Annotated in this window: 16 protein-coding genes; 9 read left to right on the top strand and 7 right to left on the bottom strand. The window is 70.9% G+C overall.

Annotated features, from left to right (window positions below; genetic code table 11):
• Positions 1–218: 218 nt before the first annotated feature.
• On the top strand, positions 219–2,336 hold the full coding sequence (locus tag WME96_RS27590) for a hypothetical protein (RefSeq protein WP_437284570.1): 2,118 nt from the start codon (positions 219–221) through the stop codon (positions 2,334–2,336).
• Between the two features lie 54 nt (positions 2,337–2,390).
• Here the strand turns inward: WME96_RS27590 and WME96_RS27585 are convergent, their stop codons facing one another.
• Positions 2,391–3,131 (bottom strand): translation initiation factor IF-2, encoded by a 741-nt coding sequence (locus tag WME96_RS27585; protein WP_437284569.1) that lies wholly within the window; start codon positions 3,129–3,131, stop codon positions 2,391–2,393.
• 759 nt (positions 3,132–3,890) lie between these two features.
• Between WME96_RS27585 and WME96_RS27580 the strand changes: the two genes are divergently transcribed.
• From WME96_RS27580 to WME96_RS27570, 3 genes are all read left to right on the top strand, one after another.
• The gene (locus WME96_RS27580) at positions 3,891–4,421 is read left to right on the top strand and encodes an N-acetyltransferase family protein (RefSeq protein ID WP_437284568.1); all 531 of its coding nucleotides are present in this window, start codon (positions 3,891–3,893) and stop codon (positions 4,419–4,421) included.
• An 8-nt stretch (positions 4,422–4,429) separates the two neighbouring features.
• Positions 4,430–4,570: an RICIN domain-containing protein gene (locus WME96_RS27575; RefSeq protein WP_437284567.1), complete on the top strand. Its 141-nt coding sequence runs from the start codon at positions 4,430–4,432 to the stop codon at positions 4,568–4,570.
• Positions 4,571–4,880: 310 nt separating this feature from the next.
• Positions 4,881–5,984 carry a glycosyl hydrolase family 8 gene (locus tag WME96_RS27570; protein WP_437284566.1) on the top strand — a complete coding sequence of 368 codons (1,104 nt, stop codon included), beginning with the start codon at positions 4,881–4,883 and terminating at the stop codon, positions 5,982–5,984.
• Between the two features lie 93 nt (positions 5,985–6,077).
• Here the strand turns inward: WME96_RS27570 and WME96_RS27565 are convergent, their stop codons facing one another.
• Positions 6,078–7,730, bottom strand: a complete 1,653-nt coding sequence (locus WME96_RS27565; protein ID WP_437284565.1) for a serine/threonine-protein kinase — start codon at positions 7,728–7,730, stop codon at positions 6,078–6,080.
• A gap of 730 nt (positions 7,731–8,460) precedes the next feature.
• Between WME96_RS27565 and WME96_RS27560 the strand changes: the two genes are divergently transcribed.
• Complete coding sequence (locus WME96_RS27560) at positions 8,461–13,338, top strand: protein kinase domain-containing protein (RefSeq protein ID WP_437284564.1); 4,878 nt, start codon at positions 8,461–8,463, stop codon at positions 13,336–13,338.
• 90 nt (positions 13,339–13,428) lie between these two features.
• On the opposite strand, the gene WME96_RS27555 is transcribed toward WME96_RS27560, so the two are convergent.
• Positions 13,429–14,253 carry an endo-1,4-beta-xylanase gene (locus WME96_RS27555; RefSeq protein WP_437284563.1) on the bottom strand — a complete coding sequence of 275 codons (825 nt, stop codon included), beginning with the start codon at positions 14,251–14,253 and terminating at the stop codon, positions 13,429–13,431.
• Between WME96_RS27555 and WME96_RS27550 the strand changes: the two genes are divergently transcribed.
• Complete coding sequence (locus tag WME96_RS27550; RefSeq protein WP_437284562.1) at positions 14,216–14,644, top strand: hypothetical protein; 429 nt, start codon at positions 14,216–14,218, stop codon at positions 14,642–14,644. The two genes, WME96_RS27555 and WME96_RS27550, sit on opposite strands and share 38 nt — an antisense overlap.
• A 340-nt stretch (positions 14,645–14,984) precedes the next feature.
• Here the strand turns inward: WME96_RS27550 and WME96_RS27545 are convergent, their stop codons facing one another.
• The 4 genes from WME96_RS27545 to WME96_RS27530 form a co-directional block, all read right to left on the bottom strand.
• On the bottom strand, positions 14,985–15,689 hold the full coding sequence (locus tag WME96_RS27545; protein ID WP_437284561.1) for a CTP synthase C-terminal region-related (seleno)protein: 705 nt from the start codon (positions 15,687–15,689) through the stop codon (positions 14,985–14,987).
• A gap of 129 nt (positions 15,690–15,818) precedes the next feature.
• Entirely contained in the window at positions 15,819–16,382 is a 564-nt protein-coding gene (locus WME96_RS27540) for a DinB family protein (protein ID WP_437284560.1), read from the bottom strand.
• A gap of 63 nt (positions 16,383–16,445) precedes the next feature.
• The gene (locus WME96_RS27535; RefSeq protein ID WP_437284559.1) at positions 16,446–17,399 is read right to left on the bottom strand and encodes a hypothetical protein; all 954 of its coding nucleotides are present in this window, start codon (positions 17,397–17,399) and stop codon (positions 16,446–16,448) included.
• A gap of 3 nt (positions 17,400–17,402) precedes the next feature.
• Positions 17,403–17,963 (bottom strand): hypothetical protein, encoded by a 561-nt coding sequence (locus tag WME96_RS27530; RefSeq protein ID WP_437284558.1) that lies wholly within the window; start codon positions 17,961–17,963, stop codon positions 17,403–17,405.
• Positions 17,964–18,122: 159 nt separating this feature from the next.
• Here WME96_RS27530 and WME96_RS27525 point away from each other — a divergent pair, with 159 nt between their 5' ends.
• The 3 genes from WME96_RS27525 to WME96_RS27515 all read left to right on the top strand — a co-directional run bounded on the left by WME96_RS27525 (position 18,123) and on the right by WME96_RS27515 (position 20,013).
• A complete protein-coding gene (locus tag WME96_RS27525) occupies positions 18,123–18,959 on the top strand; it encodes an SDR family NAD(P)-dependent oxidoreductase (protein WP_437284557.1) in 837 nt (278 codons plus the stop codon).
• A gap of 176 nt (positions 18,960–19,135) precedes the next feature.
• Complete coding sequence (locus WME96_RS27520; RefSeq protein ID WP_433926860.1) at positions 19,136–19,513, top strand: metalloregulator ArsR/SmtB family transcription factor; 378 nt, start codon at positions 19,136–19,138, stop codon at positions 19,511–19,513.
• Entirely contained in the window at positions 19,510–20,013 is a 504-nt protein-coding gene (locus tag WME96_RS27515; protein WP_437284556.1) for an SRPBCC family protein, read from the top strand. Before WME96_RS27520 ends, WME96_RS27515 begins: the two co-directional genes overlap by 4 nt.
• Positions 20,014–20,040 lie beyond the last annotated feature (27 nt).

Below are 20,040 nucleotides of genomic sequence, written 5' to 3'. Positions count from 1 at the left end.
GCCCACGTGAGTCCTCGGCGAGCGACGAGGGTGACGCGTGTGACGCGTGTGACGACCGCGACGACCTTCACGGCGCGGGGAGAACGCGGCGTCTGCCGGTGATTTCGCTCGCGAGGCGGCGGCGCGGGGCGGTACTCTGTCAGGTTTCGAGCGCCACCATCGCTCGCCGCAGATCGGTCGGGCGGCGGGTCGCAACCTGCGCTCTCAGGAGGACGCCCTTGCACCAGCAACGCTCTGTCGCCTTCTCACGCTGGATCCCTGTCGCCGCGTCGGCCATCGCCGTCTCGAGCGCGGCGGGCTGCACCGCCGCGGGCGACGCGCCGGCCGGGGCCGCGCTGTCGGTCCGCCACGTGCGCGTCACGCAGGCCGACGTGGGCGCCTTGCCGCCGGGGGAGCGGCTGCGCCTCGACCTCGGCGCGGCCCGGGTCGCCTACCACGTGGCGCTCGACCCGGCGCTCGACGCCGACCGCATCGTGCTCGTCTCGGCGGCGGGCGCGGAGGCGTCGCTCGCGGCCGAGATCGAGGCGATCGAGCGGCGCGCGGCGGAGCCGCTCGCCACGGCCGACGGGCGGCTGCTCCTGACCGGGGACCCGACGGTGTTCGAGGAGCTCGACGCGGCGGAGCTCTCCGCGCTGCGCGCGCAGGGCGAGCTGGTGAAGCCGCTCGCGGCGGCGTCGCCGAACGCCAGGCCGCAGTCGACGGACCCGTGCGGTCGGTCGGGCGTGTACCTGGAGAGCGATCTCGCCGGGGGCGCCGCGGCGCTGAGCGTGTGGAGCGCGCACGTGGCGCTGATCTGCGAGCCGATCTGCGCGCCGGGGGCGACGGAGGCCTGCTACGGCGGGCCCGAGGTCACGCGGGCGGTCGGCGCGTGCCAGGAGGGCCAGCGCGCGTGCAACCTGACCGGCACGGCGTGGGGGCCTTGCAGCGGCGAGGTGAGGCCCGAGAGCGAGGCGTGCACCTCGACCACGGACGTCGATTGCAACGGGGCGGTGGGGTGCCTGCCGGGTCACCTCTGGAGCAAGCTCTTCGGCGACGCTGTCGCGCAGGCCGGCAACCGGCTCGTCTACGACATCGCGACGGACGCCGCGGGGAACCTGCTGCTCACCGGGAGCTTCAGCCGGTCGCTGCCCGTCGGGTCGCAGACGCTTGTGGGCGGGCGCGGGGTGGATGCGTTCGTGATCAAGCTCGACCCGGCCGGCAACCCCCTCTGGGCGCGCAGCTTCGGCAGCGACGGCCCGGACCTCGGCTTCGGCATCGCCACGGACGCGTCGGGCGACGTGATCGTCACGGGGTCGTTCTGGAACACCGTGGACTTCGGGGCCGGCCCGCTGGTCAGCGCGGGCGGGGCGGACGTGTTCGTGCTGCGGCTCGACGCGAACGGCACGACGCTCTGGAGCCAGCGGTACGGCGCCGCGGGCACGCAGCAGCCGGAGGCGATCGCGGTCGGCCCCGGGGGCGAGATCACGGTGGCGGGGCGCTACTATGGCCCGCTGGATTTCGGCCTCGGTCCGCTGCCGACCAGCGACATCACGAAGACGTTCGTGCTGCGGCTCGACGCCGGCGGCGTCCCGCTCTGGAGCCGGGGGTTCGACGTGGAGCACGTGATGTGGCCGAAGGATCTCGCGGCGGATGCATCGGGCGACGTGGTGCTCGCGGGGTGGACGCAGGGCTGGGTCGACCTCGGCGGCGGGCCGGTGAGCGGCGCGGGCGGGGACGACGGGTTCGTGGTCCGGCTGGCGTCGAGCAGCGGCGCGACCGTCTGGGGCCGGGCGATCGGCGGGCCCGAGGACGACCAGGTGACGGGCGCGGCGCTCGACGGGGCGGGCGGCCTCGTCGTGGCGGGGTGGTTCGGCGGGCAGGTGGGCCTCGGCGGGGGCACGACGCTGACGAGCGCGGGGAGCACGGACGCCCTCGTCGCGAAGCTCGACGCGGGGAGCGGCGGCGTCCTCTGGGGCAAGGCGCTCGGGAACGCGTCGCAGCAGGACGCCAGCGCGCTCGCGCTCGACGGCGCGGGCAACATCGTGCTGCTCGGGCATTACCGGGGCGCGGTGGACCTCGGCGGCGGGCTGATGACCTCGTTCTCGGAGTTCGCCATGAGCCGCTTCCTGGCCAGGCTGGACCCGGCGGGCTCGCTCCTGTGGAGCCGGGGGCACGCCTTCCAGACCTACTCGCTCCTGTCCGGCGCCGAGGACGAGCGGGGCCTCGCCGTGGACCCGGCGGGGAACGTCTTCTTCAGCGGCGTCGCGTTCGACACCGCCTGGGCGGTGGAGTACGGCGGCGGGCTCCTCACCCCGCTCGGCAACATGGACTTCGTCGTGGCGAAGTACGCGCCGTAGCCCGGCGCGCGGGCGCGCGCAGCCGCACGTTCCTTGGCGGGCGTCGGGCCGCGGCTATCGCGGAGCGCCCGCGCGCCGCATCAGCCCGTCGATGCAGCCTTGCCAGGCGGCGGGCTCGAGGAGCTGCGACGGATCGTCGGACGGCTCGCCCTGCGCTGCTTCTCCGGCCGCGCCCATGGCAGCCATGAGCCCCCGCAACCTCGCGCGCTCGCCGCGCACGAGGCACTCCACCATGCTGGCCGCTTGCACATAGAACAGGACCGCGTCCTCCGAGCGGAGCGTGTACGGGATCGCCCGCTCCATCACCTCCAGCGGCATGGGGTCTTCCCGTATCCGACCGAGCCAGTTCGGTTCGAGCCACCACGCTTCGCGCGCGACGTGCATGGCGATTCCCTCTTGCACCCAGGTCGGCCCCAGCATTCCGTGGCTCATCAGCACGTGGTGCGTGTACTCGTGCAGAACGCTGGTCTGTACATCAGCGTGCGTCATGACCACGTGCATCGCGCCGTCGTAGTAGGCGACCACGTCGCGGTTGGTGCACGCGGCAGCCACGAGCAGCTCCGCGTCGAAGTACGCGAAGACGTCCGGACGCTGGGCTTCGAGGTTCAACTGCACGAACACCTCGCGCTCCGCCTGGTCGAGGTGATGCAGGAGGGGCAGGTGCGTGCCCTCCGGCAGCCTGGGGTCGACATACACCCGCCCGGCGCCGCCCCAGTCTTCCTGGTCGAAACGCGAGATCAGCGTCTCTCTCGCCCGGGATGCCTCGCCGGGGTCCGTGCACAGCCCGGGCTGCAACCTCCGCCGGAACGAGGACTGATCCGCGCGGCGCCCGCGGCGGGGGGCGGTGTCTGACGTCGCGGGGACCTCGGCGCGCTGGAGGTCGGCCGTCCCCTGCTGGACGGGTGAGAACGGGGGCTCCGGCGAGCTCTGGCCTTCCGGCCCCAGCGCCGTCAGCGCTGGCGGCTGGAGGGGAGCCGCTGACCGCGCGAGGGGAGCCCCGCCGGGCGCCGGCTGAATCGGCGCGGGTGTGGCGTTGTGCTGGCTCGCGCGAAAGGCTGCTCGCTCGGGCGCCGACGCGCCCGAGGGGGCCGCCGACGGGATCGACCGATGTCGGCCAGAGGTGCTCGGAGCACCCGATCGTCGCGCCACCCACGCGACACGCGCGAGCACCGCGACGACCACGATCAGCCCGAGGCAGAGAGCGAGGCGGCGAGCAACCGTCACAGCACGGGAGCGGCAAATGGTGTGCCGCGCACTCTTGTAGGACGTGGAGCGCGTTCGAGCGGCTCGTCTTGCTTCATCTCTGTCGACCTGTCACCCGCGACGGCCATCGCCGACGATCTGGCACGACGGGTTTGCTCGATCAATCGGGACCCCTTCGTGGCGGTCGACGGGCCAATGCTCGACGGACCCATCGATGGGGGTCGGCCCGGGGCGGCGCGACGCGAAGGACCGGAGTCGCAGCATGGCAGGCCAACCGGTCGGGAACGCGTCTTGCCGCGCCAGCGTGCACGAAGTAAGTGCCATGGAGTTCGCCACGCGAGAGGGGTTCACATGGCCGACACGTTCCGCATCCGCCGCGCCACCTCCGACCCGGCGGTGGCCGAGGCGCTCGCTGACGTGCTGCTGGACTGCGTGGAGAGCGGCGCGTCGGTCGGCTTCATGCACCCGCTGCCGCGCGCCAGGGCGCTCGCCTTCTGGCAGAGCACGCTGGCCAGCGCCGAGCGCGGCGAGCGCCTCGTGCTGGTGGCCGAAGACACGGAGTCGGGCAGCATCGTGGGCACGGTACAGGTCGTGTTGACCATGCCCGACAACCAGCCGCACCGCGCCGACGTGGCCAAGCTGCAGGTGCACCGCAGCGCGCGCCGCCGCGGCCTGGGTGAGGCGCTCGTGCGCGCCGCCGAAGCGGCGGCGCGCGAGGCGGGCAGGACGCTGCTGGTGCTGGACACCGTCACCGGGAGCGACGCAGAGCGTCTGTACACCCGCCTGGGATGGCAGCGCTGCGGCGTGATCCCCGGCTATGCGCTCTGGCCGCGAGGCGGGCTGTGCAGCACCACGGTGTTCTACCGGGAGCTGCCCGGTTGATGGATGGTGTGCGCGATGGCTATCACCGCGTCGTCGCGCGACACAGCGGCAAGTGCCTGGACGTTGTCAGCAGCTCGACCGCCGACGGGGCGGTCGTGAAGCTGTACTCTTGCAGCAGCGACACCAACCAGCAGCGGGAGACGTGGTGACGCAGGGAAGTACGATCACGCTCCCCCGGTGACGATTTCGCGAAGGATCGGCGAGCCTCGCCTCATTCAAGGCGCAGGAGGTGGCCAGGGCACGCGCCTCTCCTGATGTCGCTCTCTCGATCAACGCGTCACCAACCTGGAGGTTGCTTCCATGTCCCTTTCTTCCTCATCGGCCGCATCGTCGAGGCGAACCGGACCGCTGAAGCGGGTGCTGCAAGGGCTGACGCTGGCCTTGCTCGGCGCTGCCGGCAGCGCACAAGCCCAGACGCATCCGTTCGGCAGCCACCATGAGGCCTACCACGCGTCGACCTTGCGCGTATCAGCCGGCCAGGCCGCGGCCGACAGCGCGACGGCGAGCTTCTACTGGCAGTGGAAGAGCCGCTACGTGGAGGCCGGTTGTCAGCCGGACGAAGTCCGCATCCGGGCCAGCACGGGCGACGGCGCTCACGTCGTGTCCGAGGGCCAGGGCTACGGCATGCTCATCGCCGTGATGATGGCCGGGCAAGACGCGCAGGCCCAGGCGATCTTCGACGGCCTGCACCGCTACAACCGCCGCCACCCCAGCCAGAACAACCCCGACCTGATGGCGTGGGCGCAGGACGCCAGTTGCCGCGACATCCTCGATCACGACTCGGCCACGGACGGCGACCTCGACATCGCCTACGCGCTGCTGCTCGCGCACGAGCAGTGGGGCTCCGGCGGCGCGATCGACTACGCCTCCGAGGCGACCCGCGTGCTCAACGCGATCGCGGCGAGCAACGTCAACCCGACCACGAAGCTCGTCAACCTGGGTGACTGGGCGAAGTGGCCGGACGATCCCACGTATTATTACGCCACGCGCAGCTCCGACTGGATGCTCGGCCACTTCCGCAGCTTCATCGGCCGCGCCGGCACCGACTGGTCGCGGGTGTTGAGCTCCCACCAGACCTTGATCGAGACGATGCAGAACAGCCACGCCAGCGCGACCGGCCTGCTGCCCGATTTCGTCATCAACACGCACACGACGCCTCGCCCCGCCGCGGCCAACTTCCTCGAGGCGCCGCACGACGGCCGGTATTCCTGGAACGCGGCCCGCGTGCCGTGGCGCCTCGGCATCGACGCGGCGATCAGCGGCGACGCGCGCTCGCGCGAGGCGGTCGGCAGGATCAGCCGCTGGATCCGCGGCAAGACCCGGGGCAACCCGAGCAGCATCCGCGCCGGCTACTACCTCGACGGCCGCGCGATCGAGTCCTACAGCGACATGGTGTTCATCGCGCCGTTCGCGGTCGCGGCCACCGCGGATTCCGGTGGTCAGGCGTGGCTGGACAGCCTGTGGAGCCACATCGTCGCCGCCGCTCCCGTCGAGGACTATTACGGCGATACGGTCAAGCTGCTGGCCATGCTGTGCGTCTCACGCAACTGGATGACGCCGTGATCGGGCCCGGGCAGCGGCACCGCTGCCTGCCTCCCAGCCAGGCCAGAGCCAACCCCGCGCAGGTCGGCGTGATCCACGCCGGGGCTTCTCCGCTCAGAAGATCGCGCTCTTCCGCACGCCCGCATCGTTCGCGCGTTGCCGCGACGGGGCTCCGCCCGTGCTCCGCGGCGCCTCGGTCGCGCGCGCCGGCCGCGCCGCGGCGGGCCGCACCGCGGCAGGCCTCGGCGCGGCCGCCAGCGGCGCAGCCGCCAGCGGCGCAGCAGCCGCCAGCGGCGCCGCAGCCGCCAGCGGCGCCGCAGCCGCCAGCGGCGCCGCAGCCGCCAGCGGCGCCGCAGCCTGCGCCTGCGCCGTCCCCGTCCCGCCCGGCGCGCCGGTCGAGCACGCGGCCGCCTGGGGCGCCCTGGGCGTCTGAGCCCCAGGGGCGCGGCGCGCGGCGGCGAGCACCCCGTCGCTGACCGCCAGCAGCGCGGCCGTGCTGCCCTCCGACCGCTTCCAGGGCAGCGCCGTGACGAGCGCCAGCCCCATCCCGAGCGCCATCATGAGGCCCGCCGCCGCGAGGTGCAGCCCGGTCCGGCGCGCCGGCGCGGCGGGCGCCCGCTCGGCCGGCGCCTCCGGCACCCCGGCCGCGGCCACGAACGCCGCGATCATCGGCCCGATCGACGGGAATCGCTCCCCCGGATCCAGGGCGAAGGCCCGCGTGAACCAGGCCTCCAGCTCCGGCGGCGCTCCCGGGCACAGCGTCGACAGCGGCGGCCGATCGCTGGCGAGGATGGAGGCGAGCACGTCGGCGATCGTGCGGCCCGCGAACGGCTGCTGCCCCGTGAGCGCCACGTGCGCGACCACCGCGAGGGCCCACATGTCGAGCTGCGGATCCGCGTGCCCGGTGCACGTGTGCTCCGGGCTGAGGTACGCCGGCGTGCCCAGCACCACGCCCTCCGCGGTCTGGCGCGGGAAGTCGGCCGGTAGATCCTGGCGAATCCACTTGGCGATGCCGAAGTCCGCGACCTTCGCGCGCAGGCGTCCGTCGCGCCCCTCGCGGAGCAGGATGTTCGACGGCTTGATGTCCCGGTGCACGATGCCGAGTCCATGCGCGACCGAGAGCGCCTCTCCGATCTGGCAGAGGAGCGCGCCGAGTTCACCCGCCGGCACCCGCCCTCGCTCCTGGATGAACTGCCGGAGCGATCGGCCGCGCACGTACTCCATCACGAGGTACGGGCCCGCCTCGGGATCCTCGCCGGCGTCGTGCACCGTGACGATGAGGTCCGTCTTCCGCCCGATCTGCGCCGCGACCTGCGCCTCGAACCGGAAGCGCTCCATCATGTCGATGGCAGGGTCCTGGCGAGGCAGCACGAGGAACTTGAGCGCGACGTCGAACCGCCGGACGCTGTCGTGCGCGCGCCACACCTCGCCCATCGCGCCCTGGCCGAGCGGGTGCACGAGCCTGTACCGCCCGGCGACGACGCGGCCTCGCGCGAGCGGGGCGCGGCCTTTGTCGCGTCCGGGTCCGCGCGGAGCGGCAGGGCGCGGCTGCGGCGCCGGCGGGGCGAGCGTGACGGCCTCGCGCGCGCCGACCGGCGCCGGCGGGGCGAGCGTGACGGCCTCGCGCGCGCCGACCGGCGCCGGCGGATCGGGCGCTCGACGCGACGAGGGCGGCAGCAGCACGCCGGTGATCTTCGTGTCGCCCCCGCGTCCCAGACCGGTTCCTGTGCCCGTGGGAGGACGACCTGACGTGGGAGGCCGGGACATGTCCGCAGCGTATCTCGAACGCGCGGACCTTTGAATGGCGAACGCCCGGGATCTCTCGCGCAACCGTACCTGCACGCTCGCACGACAGCGTCGCAAGGCGCAGCTCCGCCGCATTTATCGACGCATGCTGCCGGCGCCACGGCGCGCGCGCCGCACGGTGCACGGGTGCACGGGTGCACGCACGACGTGTCGCCCCTTCATGTGCCCCGGTCCGCCGCGGATGTGGGATGCGTGCTCGCCGAGGCGCAGCGCGCGCCGCATGGCTCGCGAGCGCGGGCGCGCCGCAGCTCGTCCTGCGCGCACGCGCGCGAGCTGCCAACCGTGCATGACCGGCCGCCCCAGGGCGACAGGGGCCAAATCTGCACGATGTCACGGTGCGCTCCTTCGACTCGCCCCGACTCCTCCGGAGTTGGCGTTGGTTGCATTACAGTCCTGCCCCGAGTCCATTTACCCGGATGCCGCAAGGGTGTTATGCAACAAAGATGGGCAGGGAAGCGATTCCGCGGTCAATCCGCGGCATGCGCGCGATCGGACTCAGAGGGTATATCGGGCGATCCCGGACGGTGTCTGGCGGGGCTCTGGCCGCTGCACCCGAGCGCCATCGGCTCCCCACGGCCTGCTCTCTCTTGCGACGCTGTCCAGCGATCGAGCGACGGCGACCCACCACCCACCCTCTGCGAGCGGCCTCCACGGAGAGACCCGCTGTCGCGATGGTGTGGTGGAGAGGACGATGATCAGCCTTACCCATTACACGATCACGGGCGAGATCCAGAGCGACGTCGAGACCGTCATCTATCGTGGGTACCGGAACGTGGACCGGGCGTCCGTCGCGATCAAGGTCTTCAGGAGCGAATACCCGACGTCCCGGCAGATCGCCAAGCTCCGGCACGACTACGAGATCACCAGGGACCTCGACCTCGCCAGCGTGGTGAAGGCGTACGGCCTGGAGCGGGTGGGCGCGAGCCTCGCGCTCGTCACCGAGAGCCTCGAGGAACAGCCGCTGAGCGACGTCCTCCAGCAGGCGCAGTCGCTCGGCCTGAAGACCTCGCTCCAGATCGCCGATTCCATCGCGGACGCCGTGGACGCGATCCACCGGCGCCACATCATTCACAAGGACATCAAGCCGCACAACATCCTCGTCCGCATGGACACGCGCCAGGTGAAGCTGATCGACTTCGGCATCGCCACGCGCCTCTCCCAGGAGATCCAGCGGGCCAGCAGCCCCGACTCGCTGGAAGGGACCCTGGCCTACATGTCACCGGAGCAGACCGGGCGGATGAATCGAGCCCTCGATCACCGCACCGACCTGTATTCCCTCGGGGTTACCCTCTACGAGATGCTGACGGGCGCGCCGCCTTTCCGGGCGACCGACCCGCTGGAGCTCTTGCACAGCCACATCGCCAGGCAGCCGACGCCGCCGCACATGCGGTCGCCCGGGGTCCCCGAGGCGGTCTCGAACATCGTGATGAAGCTCCTGTCCAAGGCGGCGGAGGATCGGTACCAGAGCGCGCACGGCCTCAGGGCCGATCTGCGTGAGTGCCTGGAGCAGCTCGAGGCCACCGGCCACATCAAGCCCTTCCCGCTCGGCCGGTACGACCGCGGCCACGGGCTGCTCATCCCGCAGAAGCTCTATGGACGCGACGGGGAGATCGCGGCGCTCCGCGCCGCCTGGGAGCGCGCGAGCCGGGGCACCGCCGAGCTCGCGCTGATCTCCGGCCACGCCGGCATCGGCAAATCGGCGGTCGTGAGCGAGCTGCACAAGGTGATCGCGGACCGGCGAGCGCGCTTCATCGCGGGCAAGTTCGACCAGTTCAACCGGAGCATCCCGTACGCCTCGCTGGCGCAGGCGTTCCGGGATCTCATCCGGCACCTGCTCGCCGAGCGCACGGAGCCGCTCACCCGGCTCCGGCGCAAGCTCGCGACAGCCCTCGGCCAGAGCGCGCGGGTCCTCGTCGAGCTGATGCCGGAGCTGGAGCTCATCGTCGGTCCCCAGCCGCTCGTGCCCGAGCTCGGGGCGAGCGAGTCCCAGAATCGACTCGACCTGGTCTTCCAGCGGTTCCTCCGCGTCTTCGCCACGGCCGACCATCCGCTGGTCCTCTTCCTCGACGACCTGCAGTGGGCCGATCTCGCCTCGCTCAGGCTCCTCACGCTGCTCCTGTCGGATCCGGAGCGCGGCTACCTGCTCGTGATCGGCGCCTACCGGGACGACGAGGTGGACGCCGGCCACCCGCTCTCGGCGGCCCGGGCAGAGCTCCGGGAGGCGGGGACGAGCGTCGTCGAGGTCAACCTCGATCCGCTGCGCCTGTCGGACATCAATCAGCTCGTCGCCGACGCCCTCGGCTGCGACCAGGAGAGCTCCGCCCCGCTGGCGAAGCTCGTCCTCGACAAGACCCAGGGGAACCCCTTCTTCATCAATCAGTTCCTCGCCTCGCTCTACAAGGACCACCTGCTCACCTTCGACGCGTCCTCCGGCGCGTTCTGCTGGGATCTCGAGGGCATCCGGAGGGCGGGGATCACGGACAACGTGGTCGAGTTCATGGCGAGGAAGCTCCGTCGGCTCACGCCGCGCACGCAGCGGATTCTCACGCTCGCCGCGTGCATCGGCCACCGGTTCGACCTGGGGACGCTCTCGATGATCGACGAGCGGCCGCCCGCCGAGACGGCCGCCGACCTCTGGGAGGCGCTCCGGGAGAACATCGTCCTTCCCCTGGACACCGAGTACCGGTTCGTCCACGTCACGCCCGATCCGAGCGGCGAGGGCGGGCTCGCCCCCGTGGACATCGATGTCTCGTACAGGTTCCTGCACGATCGCGTGCAGCAGGCCGCCTACTCGCTGATCGAGGAAGATCTCAAGCAAGATCTCCACCTGCGGATCGGGCGCCTGATGCTCGCGCAGCGGGAGCTCGGCGATCGAGACGAGAGCCTGTTCGACACGGTGAACCACCTGAACCTCGGCGCCTCGCGGATCACCTCGCCGGCCGAGCGGACGATCCTCGCGCGCTTGAACCTCGCCGCCGGCACGAAGGCGAAGGCGTCGGCGGCCCACGACGTCGCGGCGGGCTACCTAGCGGCCGGGGCGTCGCTCCTCGGCGAGGAGGGCTGGGACCAGGCCTACGAGCTCACGTTCGCGCTCCACCTCGAGCGCGCCGGCTGCGAGTTCCTGAGCGGCCGCTTCGCGCAGGCCGAGTCGCTGTTCAACTTCATCCTGGCCAGCGCCAGGACCCACCTCGATCGCGCGCACGTCCACGCCCAGCGCCTCTTGCTCTTCAACGCCGTCGCGCGGTTCGACGAGTCCGTGCGCTGCGCGCGGACGGCCCTGGCGCTGCTCGGGATCGAGCTGCCCGCAGGGGACGATCGCATCAAGGCGGCCCTCGAGGCGGAGCTCGCGGAGGTGCCGATCAACCTGGCGGGCCGCCGGATCACGGACCTGTTCGACGCCCCGGAGCTGACCGACCCCCGGCACAAGGCCGCGCTGACGATCCTGACGAACGTGAGCGCGGCCATCCTCGGCGCGAACCCCGCCCTCCACGCGCTCGTGTGCGTCAAGCACGCCAACATCTCGCTGAAGCACGGCCACTCGGAGGTCTCCGCCTGGGGCTACCTGATCTACGCGATCGTCCTGATCGAGCTGGGTCGCTACGGAGAAGCGTACGAGTTCGGCAGGCTCGCGATGGATCTCAACGAGAAGATGAGCGGCGCCGTGGTCTCCTCCAAGGTGAAGTCGAGCTTCGCGATCTTCGTCTCTCCCTACCGGGAGCCGCTCCGCCTGTCGTTCTCGTACCTCTCGCAGGCGCACCGGGACGGCATCGAGGCGGGGGACTTCCAGTTCGCCAGCTACTCCCTCTTCCACGGGGTCACGAACCGGCTGAGCCACGGCGTCGAGCTCACCGCGATCGCCGAGGAGATCGAGCGGTGCCTCCCGTTCCTTCAGCGCACCAGGGACGTCATGTCCAACCTCATCGTGTCCTCGTCCCGGCAGATGATCGCGAACCTGCGGGGCTGCACGCAGGGGCACCACACCCTGAGCGATGGAGTCTTCGACGAGGCGGAGTTCGACGCGGTGATCGGCGCGCCGAACCACGAGTTCATGGCGGCGTTCTATCACATCCAGAGGGCTCAGCTCGCGTTCCTCTACGGGGATCACGAGCGCGCCCTCTCCCTCATCGCCCTGGCGGAGCCGCTGCGACCGTACCTGGCGAACATGTGGATGTCGACCGAGGTGCCGTTCTACGCGTGCCTGATCATGCTGGCGCTGTACCCGACCGCGCCGGCCGTGGACCAGGCGCGCTACGCGCGGGAGATCGAGCGCCACGAGGCGGACATCGCGGTGTGGGCGGACAGCTGCCCCGAGAACTTCCGCCACAAGCTCCTCCTGGTCTCCGCCGAGCGCGCGCGCGTCTCGGGCGACGGCGCGGCGGCGATGGATCTCTACGAGAAGGCGATCGCGGCGGCCCACGAGAGCGAGTTCCTGCACCACGAGGCGCTGGCAAACGAGCTCGCCGCCAGGTTCCACCTGGCGAGGGGCAGAAAGAGGATCGCGCGCGCGTACATGGCCGACGCCCTCCACGGCTACGCGCGGTGGGGCGCGGAGGCCAAGGTGGCGCAGCTCAAGGACAGGTATGCAGAGCTCGCGCCGCGGGGCGCGGATGCCGTCGTGGCCGCGCGGACGATGACGCCGGGGCCGAGCGTCGCGGCCGGCGAGGACCTGGAGCTCGCGACCATCGGGAAGGCCTCCCAGGCGACCTCCGGCGAGGTCGAGCTCGACAAGCTCCTCCGCCGGGAGCGCGAGGCGGCCGAGAAGCGGATGGCGTGCGGCTTCGCGCACGAGATCCAGAGCGCGCTGGAAGGAGCGAGGCTGGCGCTCGCGAGGGCGCTCGGGCAGGACGAGGCGGCGTCGCGGCCGAGCCTCACCTTCGATTCAGGGGTGGAGCTCGGCAAGCTGCACGAGGAGCTCAGCCTGCGCTTCGCCGACGAGGAGCTGGATCGGATCACGGACCGTCTCCAGCACATCTTCGAGAACCAGGAGGCGCTCGACGCTGCGCTGCGGCTGGCGTTCAAGGCGACCACCCGGGCGCTCGCCATCACGAAGAAGATCGTGGATCTGTCCAGCGTCACGGACGGCGAGGGCGCGGCGGAGCCGATCGACCTGAGCGAGCTGATCGAGAGCGCGCTTGTCGATCTCCGGCAGACGCTCGACGGCTCCAGCATCTCGATCCGCGAGGACGTCGCGGCATCCCTGAGCATCGTCGCGGACCCGACGCAGTGCTACGCCGTGGTACAGAACCTCCTGAGCAACGCGCGCGATGCCGTCCTCGAGCGGTATCCGCGCGGCGGCGCGGGCGTGATCGAGATCAGGGCGAGGGCCGAGGGCGAGGCCTGCGTCATCCAGGTGACGGACAACGGCGTGGGCATCCGGCGAGAGAACCTCGGGAGGATCTTCGACTCCTTCTACTCCACGAAGCCAGAGACCGGCACGGGCCTGGGTCTCGCCATCGTGAAGCGGATCATCGACGTCGCCGGGGGCACCATCGACGTGCAGAGCGAGTGGGGGAGGGGGAGCGAGTTCACCGTCACCTTGCCGAACTCACGCCAGCCCGGTGCGAGGTGAGGGGTGTGAGCGAGCACGAGCTCGTGGGTACAAAAGCGCGCGAGCCCCCTCGACCGAGGGAGCTCGCGCGCTCATCGCGTCAGCCTGGTGTCAGTTGCGGCCCAGGAACTCCATCAGCCACTGCATGGCCGGGCGCATGTTCCCGTTCGAGTGCTGGATGCCGGTGTTGTCCCGCCACGTGGTGCCGACGATATAACCCCAGAGGGTGATGCCGGGGACGGAGGGGTGATTCCAGAACATCGTGAACTGCTCCTCCATCACCTGCTTCTGCCGGTTGTCGTCCGCGATGCCGATGTCGTACTCGGTGATGTACACGGGCTTGCCCAGCGCGGCCATCTTGTCGATGTACGACTTCACGGTGGGGGTGCTGATCTTGTACGCGTCGTGGGCCTGCGCGCCGAGGGCGTCGACCGGTGCGCCGGCGTCGATCACGGCCTTCGCGATCCTCATGAAGTTGTTGTGGTCGTTCTCGTACTCGATGTTGTTGTAGTCGTTGAAGATCAGGACCGCGCCCGGGCAGAACTCGCGAGCCCACTTGAAGGAGTTGACGATCCAGTCCCAGCCGCTGGCGCCGTCGCCGCCGATGCCGTTCTTGTAGGAAGGGGTGGTGTGGGGCGGCGGCTCGTTGACGACGTCGATGTACTTCGTGTCGGGGTAGCGCTCACAGAACGTCTTCATCCAGTCGCGCACGGCGTTCCGCTGCTGATCCGCGGAGAGACGCCCGACCCAGTCCGGCTGCTGGCTGCCCCACACGAAGACGTGGTGCTTGAAGATGATGTTGTTGTCCTTCGCGTACTTGTAGATCGCGTCGAGCTTGCTCCAGTCCTTGGAGCCCTGGGTCCTCTCGACGGAGCCCCATTTGCCCTCGTTCTCGGGCGTGATCTGGTTCCAGTACTTCGCGAACCCGTCGCGCACGGCGCCGCTCGTCGTGATGTTGCCGACGAACTTCTCGCTGCTGGGGGCGCCGCCCGTTCCGTCGCTTCCGCCGGTCCCGCTGTTCGAACCACCCGACCCGCCGCCGCCTTCGCTCGAGCTGCCCGTCGAGGTGGTGGTCGTTCCAGGGCCTCCGGTGCCGCTGGTGACCGACGCGCTGCTGCTGGCGGTCGTGCTGGCGCTGGTGGTGGTGCCGGAGCTGACGGTGCTGCCGGCTGCCCCCGAGCCGCCCGTGCCCTCATCAACCCCGCCGTCGCCACCAGAGCATCCAAAGAGGGCCGCGACGCCGAGCGCCATCCACGTGGTGCCGCACAGCCATCGAGAAGAACGGTTCTTGTTCATTGTGCACTTCCGCAAGTTGGGTGGTTGGTGAGTCTCGAAGCGAGGGAGCCGATGGCAGCGGTGCGAGCCGGCGCGCACCCGCTCTGCGAACTACGTGCCAAACAGCTCGGCACCTACAATTCCCTCCTGCCCTGGAAGTGATCACGACACGCACACGAAAGCCGCGGTCACACGGCGTTCCGCGTCGATGGGAATTATACCGTGGTATTGCGAGATCCGACCCAGGTTGAGCCGACCCGGGTTGAGGGTGGTTGGTTAGATTCGACCCAGGTTGAGCCGACCCGGGTTGAGGGTGGTTGGTTGGCCGGCTTACGCTCAGGTTGCCCAACCTCGGTCGAGCCACGGCGACTCCAACCCGGGACGGGCCGGCCTCAACGAGCGCGCGCCGCGCAGGCCCGGAGGAGCTCAGCCACCAGCGGCGGAAGGCGACCGGCGAGCGCGGCGCGCTCCGGCTGGAACAGCGTGGCGACGAAGAACGGATGTCCGTCGAGCTCCACGGCGCGCACATCGCCGGCGTCGTCCTCCGCCCCGACCCGCAGCGGGCCCGAGACCAGCGCGGCCTGGAACGCCGGGTTCAGGCCATAGCGGCAGCGGTACCCTTCCGTCGCCTCCGCGCAGCCGTAGGCCTGCGCGATGCGGGTGCCGGCGCGGAGCCGGACGGCGCCGGTGGCCTCCACCAGCGAGCACTCCAGCGGCGCGATCACGGCGCGCTGCGCCTCCGGCGCCGTCTCCGCGTGCTCGGCGTCCGACCAGCCCAGCACATGGCGCGCGTACTCGATGATCGCGTGCTGGAAGCCGCCGCAGGTGCCGAGAAAGGGCCGCCGCTGCTCGCGCGCGAAGCGGATCGCGCGCAGCGCCCCATCCATGCTCCGGTACGGGCTCGCTGGCACGCACCAGAGGGCGTCGTAGCCCGCCACCCGCGACGCGTCGGTCACCTCCTCGGTCGGCACCCACTCGAACGAGAGCGGCACGGCCAGCGCCTCTCCCGCAAGTCGCAGCGCCGCCGGGATGGCCCGGTGCGCGGTCACCCCGTCATCGCGATCGCCGACGAGCCCCAGCCGAATCACCGACATCATGCGCCTCACCAGAGATCCCGACGTGCGGGCAAGAGGGTCCTCGTCTCGATCCTACGTTCCACAGGGCGGAAGCGTGAAAGCGACATGGAGGTCAACCTCCTCGCGCCGTCCACCCAGCGCACCGCCGTGTCAGCCAGGCGGCCTTCGTGCGTAGAGGAAGCGAGCGTAGCCGATCTCGGCGGCGTTCTTCGTCAGCTCGATGTTCACCCACGCCACGACGTCACCGAACGGACGATCCTGAAACGGCCACCGGGCGCGCTGCGTCGACCGCAGATCGTCGTCCGTGACCCGATCGAGCGCCGCGCGCCACTGTGCGTGCAGGCCGCCGAGCCACGCGCGCACGCCGTCGGCGTCGCCGGGCCACGTCACGCTCTCGCGGGAGAGCGCTCCGTCGCCGAACGCGTGGTCGAGCGCCATGGACCACCAGAAGCCGATATGCCACGTCACCCACGCGATGCTCGGCGGGCCGAGGTCGTATCCCTCGTGATCAGGCCAGTCGGCGCGCCACGCGCCGCCCGCGGTCTGATGGACGTGCAGCCCCGCGTCAGCAGGGCGCCACAAGCACTCTTCGGTGGAGAGCCCGTCGAGGTGATAGCTGGCGAGCTGCCACGCGATGTCGAGCTGCCGGACCAGATAGCCACGGACCTCGTTGGCCTCAGGCTGCGTCGGCGCGCCAGGGCTGTCGCTTCTCATGGTCCAGAGCCTAGCAGCACGCCCGTACCCGGTAAACCGCCGGACCCGCCGCGCGCGCCGCCGTCATGGCTGCTGTAGCCGCTCCGCGTGCTCGGCCAAAAGCCCGCCGAGCAGGTGAAGCTCGAGATACGACCGCGCCAGGTCCGTCGCCCCGGGTAGCTCCTCCTTCTCGTCGCCCAGCACCACCCAGCCGCCGCCTCGCTCGAACCGGAACGAGAGGGTCTCCCCCTCCTCGAGCCCGCGCTCGCGCACCCGCCGCAAGATCGACACACCTTCCAGCCCGAACAGGAACAGATCCCGGGCGATCACCTCGTCGAGCCACCGCTTCGACAGCGCGGTGAGCGACAGCTCCCACGCCCCCTCGCGCAGCATCTCCGGCACCGACCCGCGGCGGATGAGCGGCGCGTTCGCCGCGTCGAGCGACACGAGCTGCGCCCGCGCCACGCCGTGATGGACCCCGAGGGCCCCGAAGCCCACCGACAGATCCGCGATTCGATAGCCCACCTGCGCCGGATCCTGCGCCACGCCCTGCAGCAGATCCCGCGTGGCCATGATCGCCTTCACCACGCGCAGGGCGAGCGACGGGCGCAGGCACAGCGCGCGCGTCCTGTCCGGCGTGAGCGCGACGACGCGGGTGACCGCGTCCTGCACGATCACCTCGAAGGGATCGAACTCGGCCGCCACGAGGGGCTCGCTCGCGCGCATGTGCCGGTGCAGATCGAACGAGAAGGCGCGCCCCTTCTTGAGCACCTTGAGGTGCACGCTGAAGGGGCTCTTCCGCCCGCTCGCCGTGGTGCCCTCCGCCAGGAGGAGGACATCACCGATCACGGTCTTCTCCGGGTAAACGTGATCGTTATAAAGAACGATGCGCCGCGCCTCGGTGTCCAGGTCGACGCGGGAGCGATCATCGTCGAGGGCGAGGCGATTGCCGTCGTGATCGCCGCGCGTGCCGAGCCCGGCGAAGGGGCAGCGGACGCGACCCGCGAAGTGGTAGACCCCTCGATCACAGAAGCGCACGGATCACCCCCAATCCCCGGAGGCCACGCCCTGGCGAAAGACGCGCGCGGAGGCCCACTCCGCGACGAGCAGCGCGCCCAGCGTGACGCCTGCCATCAGCAGGCGCGCCGACCAGGGCGTGGGCGCGAAGACCGCCATTTCTCTGGACGGGCGGTGGGCGAGGTTCACGTTGAGCGCCGGGTCGGTCGCGACGAAGCTCAGCGCCAGCAGCGCGACGAACATGGCCCAGGCAGCGAGCGCGCTGCCCGACGGCAGGCCGCGCTGCGCGAGGTGGAGCGCGGCCGCCGCGGGCGGCGCGAGGTGCGCGGCGACCGAGAGGAGCGTGGCCTTGCGCGTGGCGACGACCTCGATGAGCCACGCGGGGATACCGACGCCCACGGAGAACACGAACGCCGGCCCCACCAGCCATCCAGCGCCGGCGACCAGGCCGAGCGCCACGGCGAGGGCCGCGACGTGGCAGGCAAAGAGCATCTCACCCATCCTGCCGGTGCCGCGCTTCTCCTGCACGTACCTGGCCAGGATCGCGAAGATCGGCAGGGCGCACAGGACTTCAAGGGCACGCACGCGCGCAGGGTACCGCGCGGCGCCGCCGGAAGGGAAGCGGATCGCGGGCCCACGCGAGCGCGGCAAGGACGTTCGACATCCGTCGACTACCCCGTCGGACGAAGCTGGGTAATAGTGACGCCTCGTCTGCTTCACGAACGCACGGAGGAGGAGGGAGCGATGTCGAAGATCGCACTTGTCACAGGCGCGAACCAGGGCCTCGGTTACGCCATGGTCGCCCGGCTATGCCAGGACTTGCCGGCGGGCAGCACCGTCTACCTGGCGGCGCGGGATCAGGAGCGCGGCGAGGCGGCCGTCGCGAGCTTGCGCGCGCAAGGCCTGCAGCCGTCGCTGGCCCGGCTCGACGTGACCGACGACGCGAGCGTCCAGGCCCTGGCCGAGACGGTGGCGCGCCGCCACGGCGGGATCGACATCGTGCTCTCGAACGCGGCAGCGCGCATCGCGAAGGATCGGCCGCAGGCAGCCCAGGTCCGCACCTTCATCGACACGAACAACCACGGCACCTACCGGATGATCCGCGCCTTCGGGCCCCTGCTGCGCGACGGCGGGCGGCTCCTCATCGTCGCGAGCGCCTTCGGCTCCCTGAGCAAGCTGGATCCGCGGCTCCATCACCACTTCGACCCCGCCGCGCGCTCTCTCGAGGACATCGAGCGCGTCATGGACGAGTACGTGGAGCTGGTGGAGCGCGGCGACGCAGAAGCCCACCACTGGCCGGCGTGGATCAACATCCCGTCCAAGATCGCCCAGGTCGCCTCGATGAAGGTCTACGCGCGCCAGCGCCAGGACGAGGCGACGCAGCGCGGGATCGTCATCGCCGCGCTCTGCCCCGGGCTCGTCGATACCGATGCGTCGCGCCCGTGGTTCGACGACATGTCGTCCGCGCAGTCGCCGGCGGATGCCGCAAAGAACGTCCTCTGGGTCTGCACGCAGCCCGCCGAGTCACCGCGCGTGTACGGCGAGCTCGTCCAGCATCGTCGGATCATCCCCTGGGTTTGAGACAGCAGCAGGGCGCCGAGCCCGCCTGCTGGAGCACGCGGTCGAGCGATGGCTGGATCCGAGTCCGAGGTACGGGACGAGCGCGTCGTACCGCGCGTTCGCCCTCTTCGCGGTTCCGCATCGACGCGCGCCGCCGCGATTGACGACGCGTAACGAGTCGGTTACACATCACGCCGATGGACGCGGTTGCCCAGGCGCTGGCGGATCCGATCCGGCGGGAGATCCTGCGGATCCTGCGCGACCGCACCGCGTCGGCGGGCACCATCGCCAGCGCGTTTTCGGTCAGCCGCCCGGCCGTCAGCCGGCACCTGCGGGTGCTGCGCGAAGCCGGCCTGGTGCGCGACGTCTCGCGCGGCCGCGAGCGCGAGTACAGCATCGTCCTCGGTGCGCTCGATGAGCTCGAAGCGTTCCTGCGCGAGCTGCGCGCGGAGAGCCCGTGGCACCGCCGCTTCGACGCGCTCGAGACCGAGGTCCACCGCGTGCGCCGACAGAGGCGCATGGCCACCGTCGACCCGCCCCGCAACGACACGAAACGAAAGAAGGAGACAGCATGAGCCCCCGACCCACCGGCCGCGTCCGAGGCACCGCGACAGGCGCCGATCTCGTGATCAAGCGCAGCTTCCGCGCTCCCATCGAGGACGTCTGGCAGAGCGTCACCGCCTCCGAGTGCACGGCGCGCTGGATCGGCCCGTGGGAGGGGGAGGCGGGGCCCGGCAAGACGGTGCGCCTCCAGATGGCGTTCGAGAAAGGGGCGCCGTCGTGCAACGTCTCGATCGACGCATGCGAGCCGCCGCATCACCTCGCGGTCTCGATGAAGGATGACTACGGCGACTGGCGGCTCGCGCTCTCGCTCACGACGAAGGGGGAGACCACCGAGCTCACCTTCGTTCAACACCTCACCGATCCAGCGCTCGCCGGGGACACCGGGCCAGGATGGGAGTACTACCTCGACATGCTCGTCGCCTCCCGGCTCGGCGAGCCGCTGCCGGACTTCTCCGATTACTATCCGGCGCAGCGTGCCTACTACCTGGGCGACGCGCGCACGGGGGAGTAGCCCAGCCGCGGGAGGGAGCCCCTGCGC

Source organism: Sorangium sp. So ce406 (assembly GCF_051474675.1).
GTDB classification, from domain to species: domain Bacteria; phylum Myxococcota_A; class Polyangia; order Polyangiales; family Polyangiaceae; genus Sorangium; species Sorangium cellulosum_G.
Note: the sequence above shows the minus strand (reverse complement) of the source record. Positions and strands in the feature narration are given on the sequence as shown.

Bases quoted from the DNA above. Each gene is read 5' to 3' on its own strand.
- WME96_RS27580 (WP_437284568.1), top strand. From the start codon at position 3,891: ATGGCCGACACGTTCCGCATCCGCCGCGCCACCTCCGACCCGGCGGTG.
- WME96_RS27565 (WP_437284565.1), bottom strand. From the start codon at position 7,730: ATGTCCCGGCCTCCCACGTCAGGTCGTCCTCCCACGGGCACAGGAACC.
- WME96_RS27560 (WP_437284564.1), top strand. From the start codon at position 8,461: ATGATCAGCCTTACCCATTACACGATCACGGGCGAGATCCAGAGCGAC.
- WME96_RS27545 (WP_437284561.1), bottom strand. From the start codon at position 15,689: ATGATGTCGGTGATTCGGCTGGGGCTCGTCGGCGATCGCGATGACGGG.
- WME96_RS27540 (WP_437284560.1), bottom strand. From the start codon at position 16,382: ATGAGAAGCGACAGCCCTGGCGCGCCGACGCAGCCTGAGGCCAACGAG.
- WME96_RS27525 (WP_437284557.1), top strand. From the start codon at position 18,123: ATGTCGAAGATCGCACTTGTCACAGGCGCGAACCAGGGCCTCGGTTAC.
- WME96_RS27520 (WP_433926860.1), top strand. From the start codon at position 19,136: ATGGACGCGGTTGCCCAGGCGCTGGCGGATCCGATCCGGCGGGAGATC.
- WME96_RS27515 (WP_437284556.1), top strand. From the start codon at position 19,510: ATGAGCCCCCGACCCACCGGCCGCGTCCGAGGCACCGCGACAGGCGCC.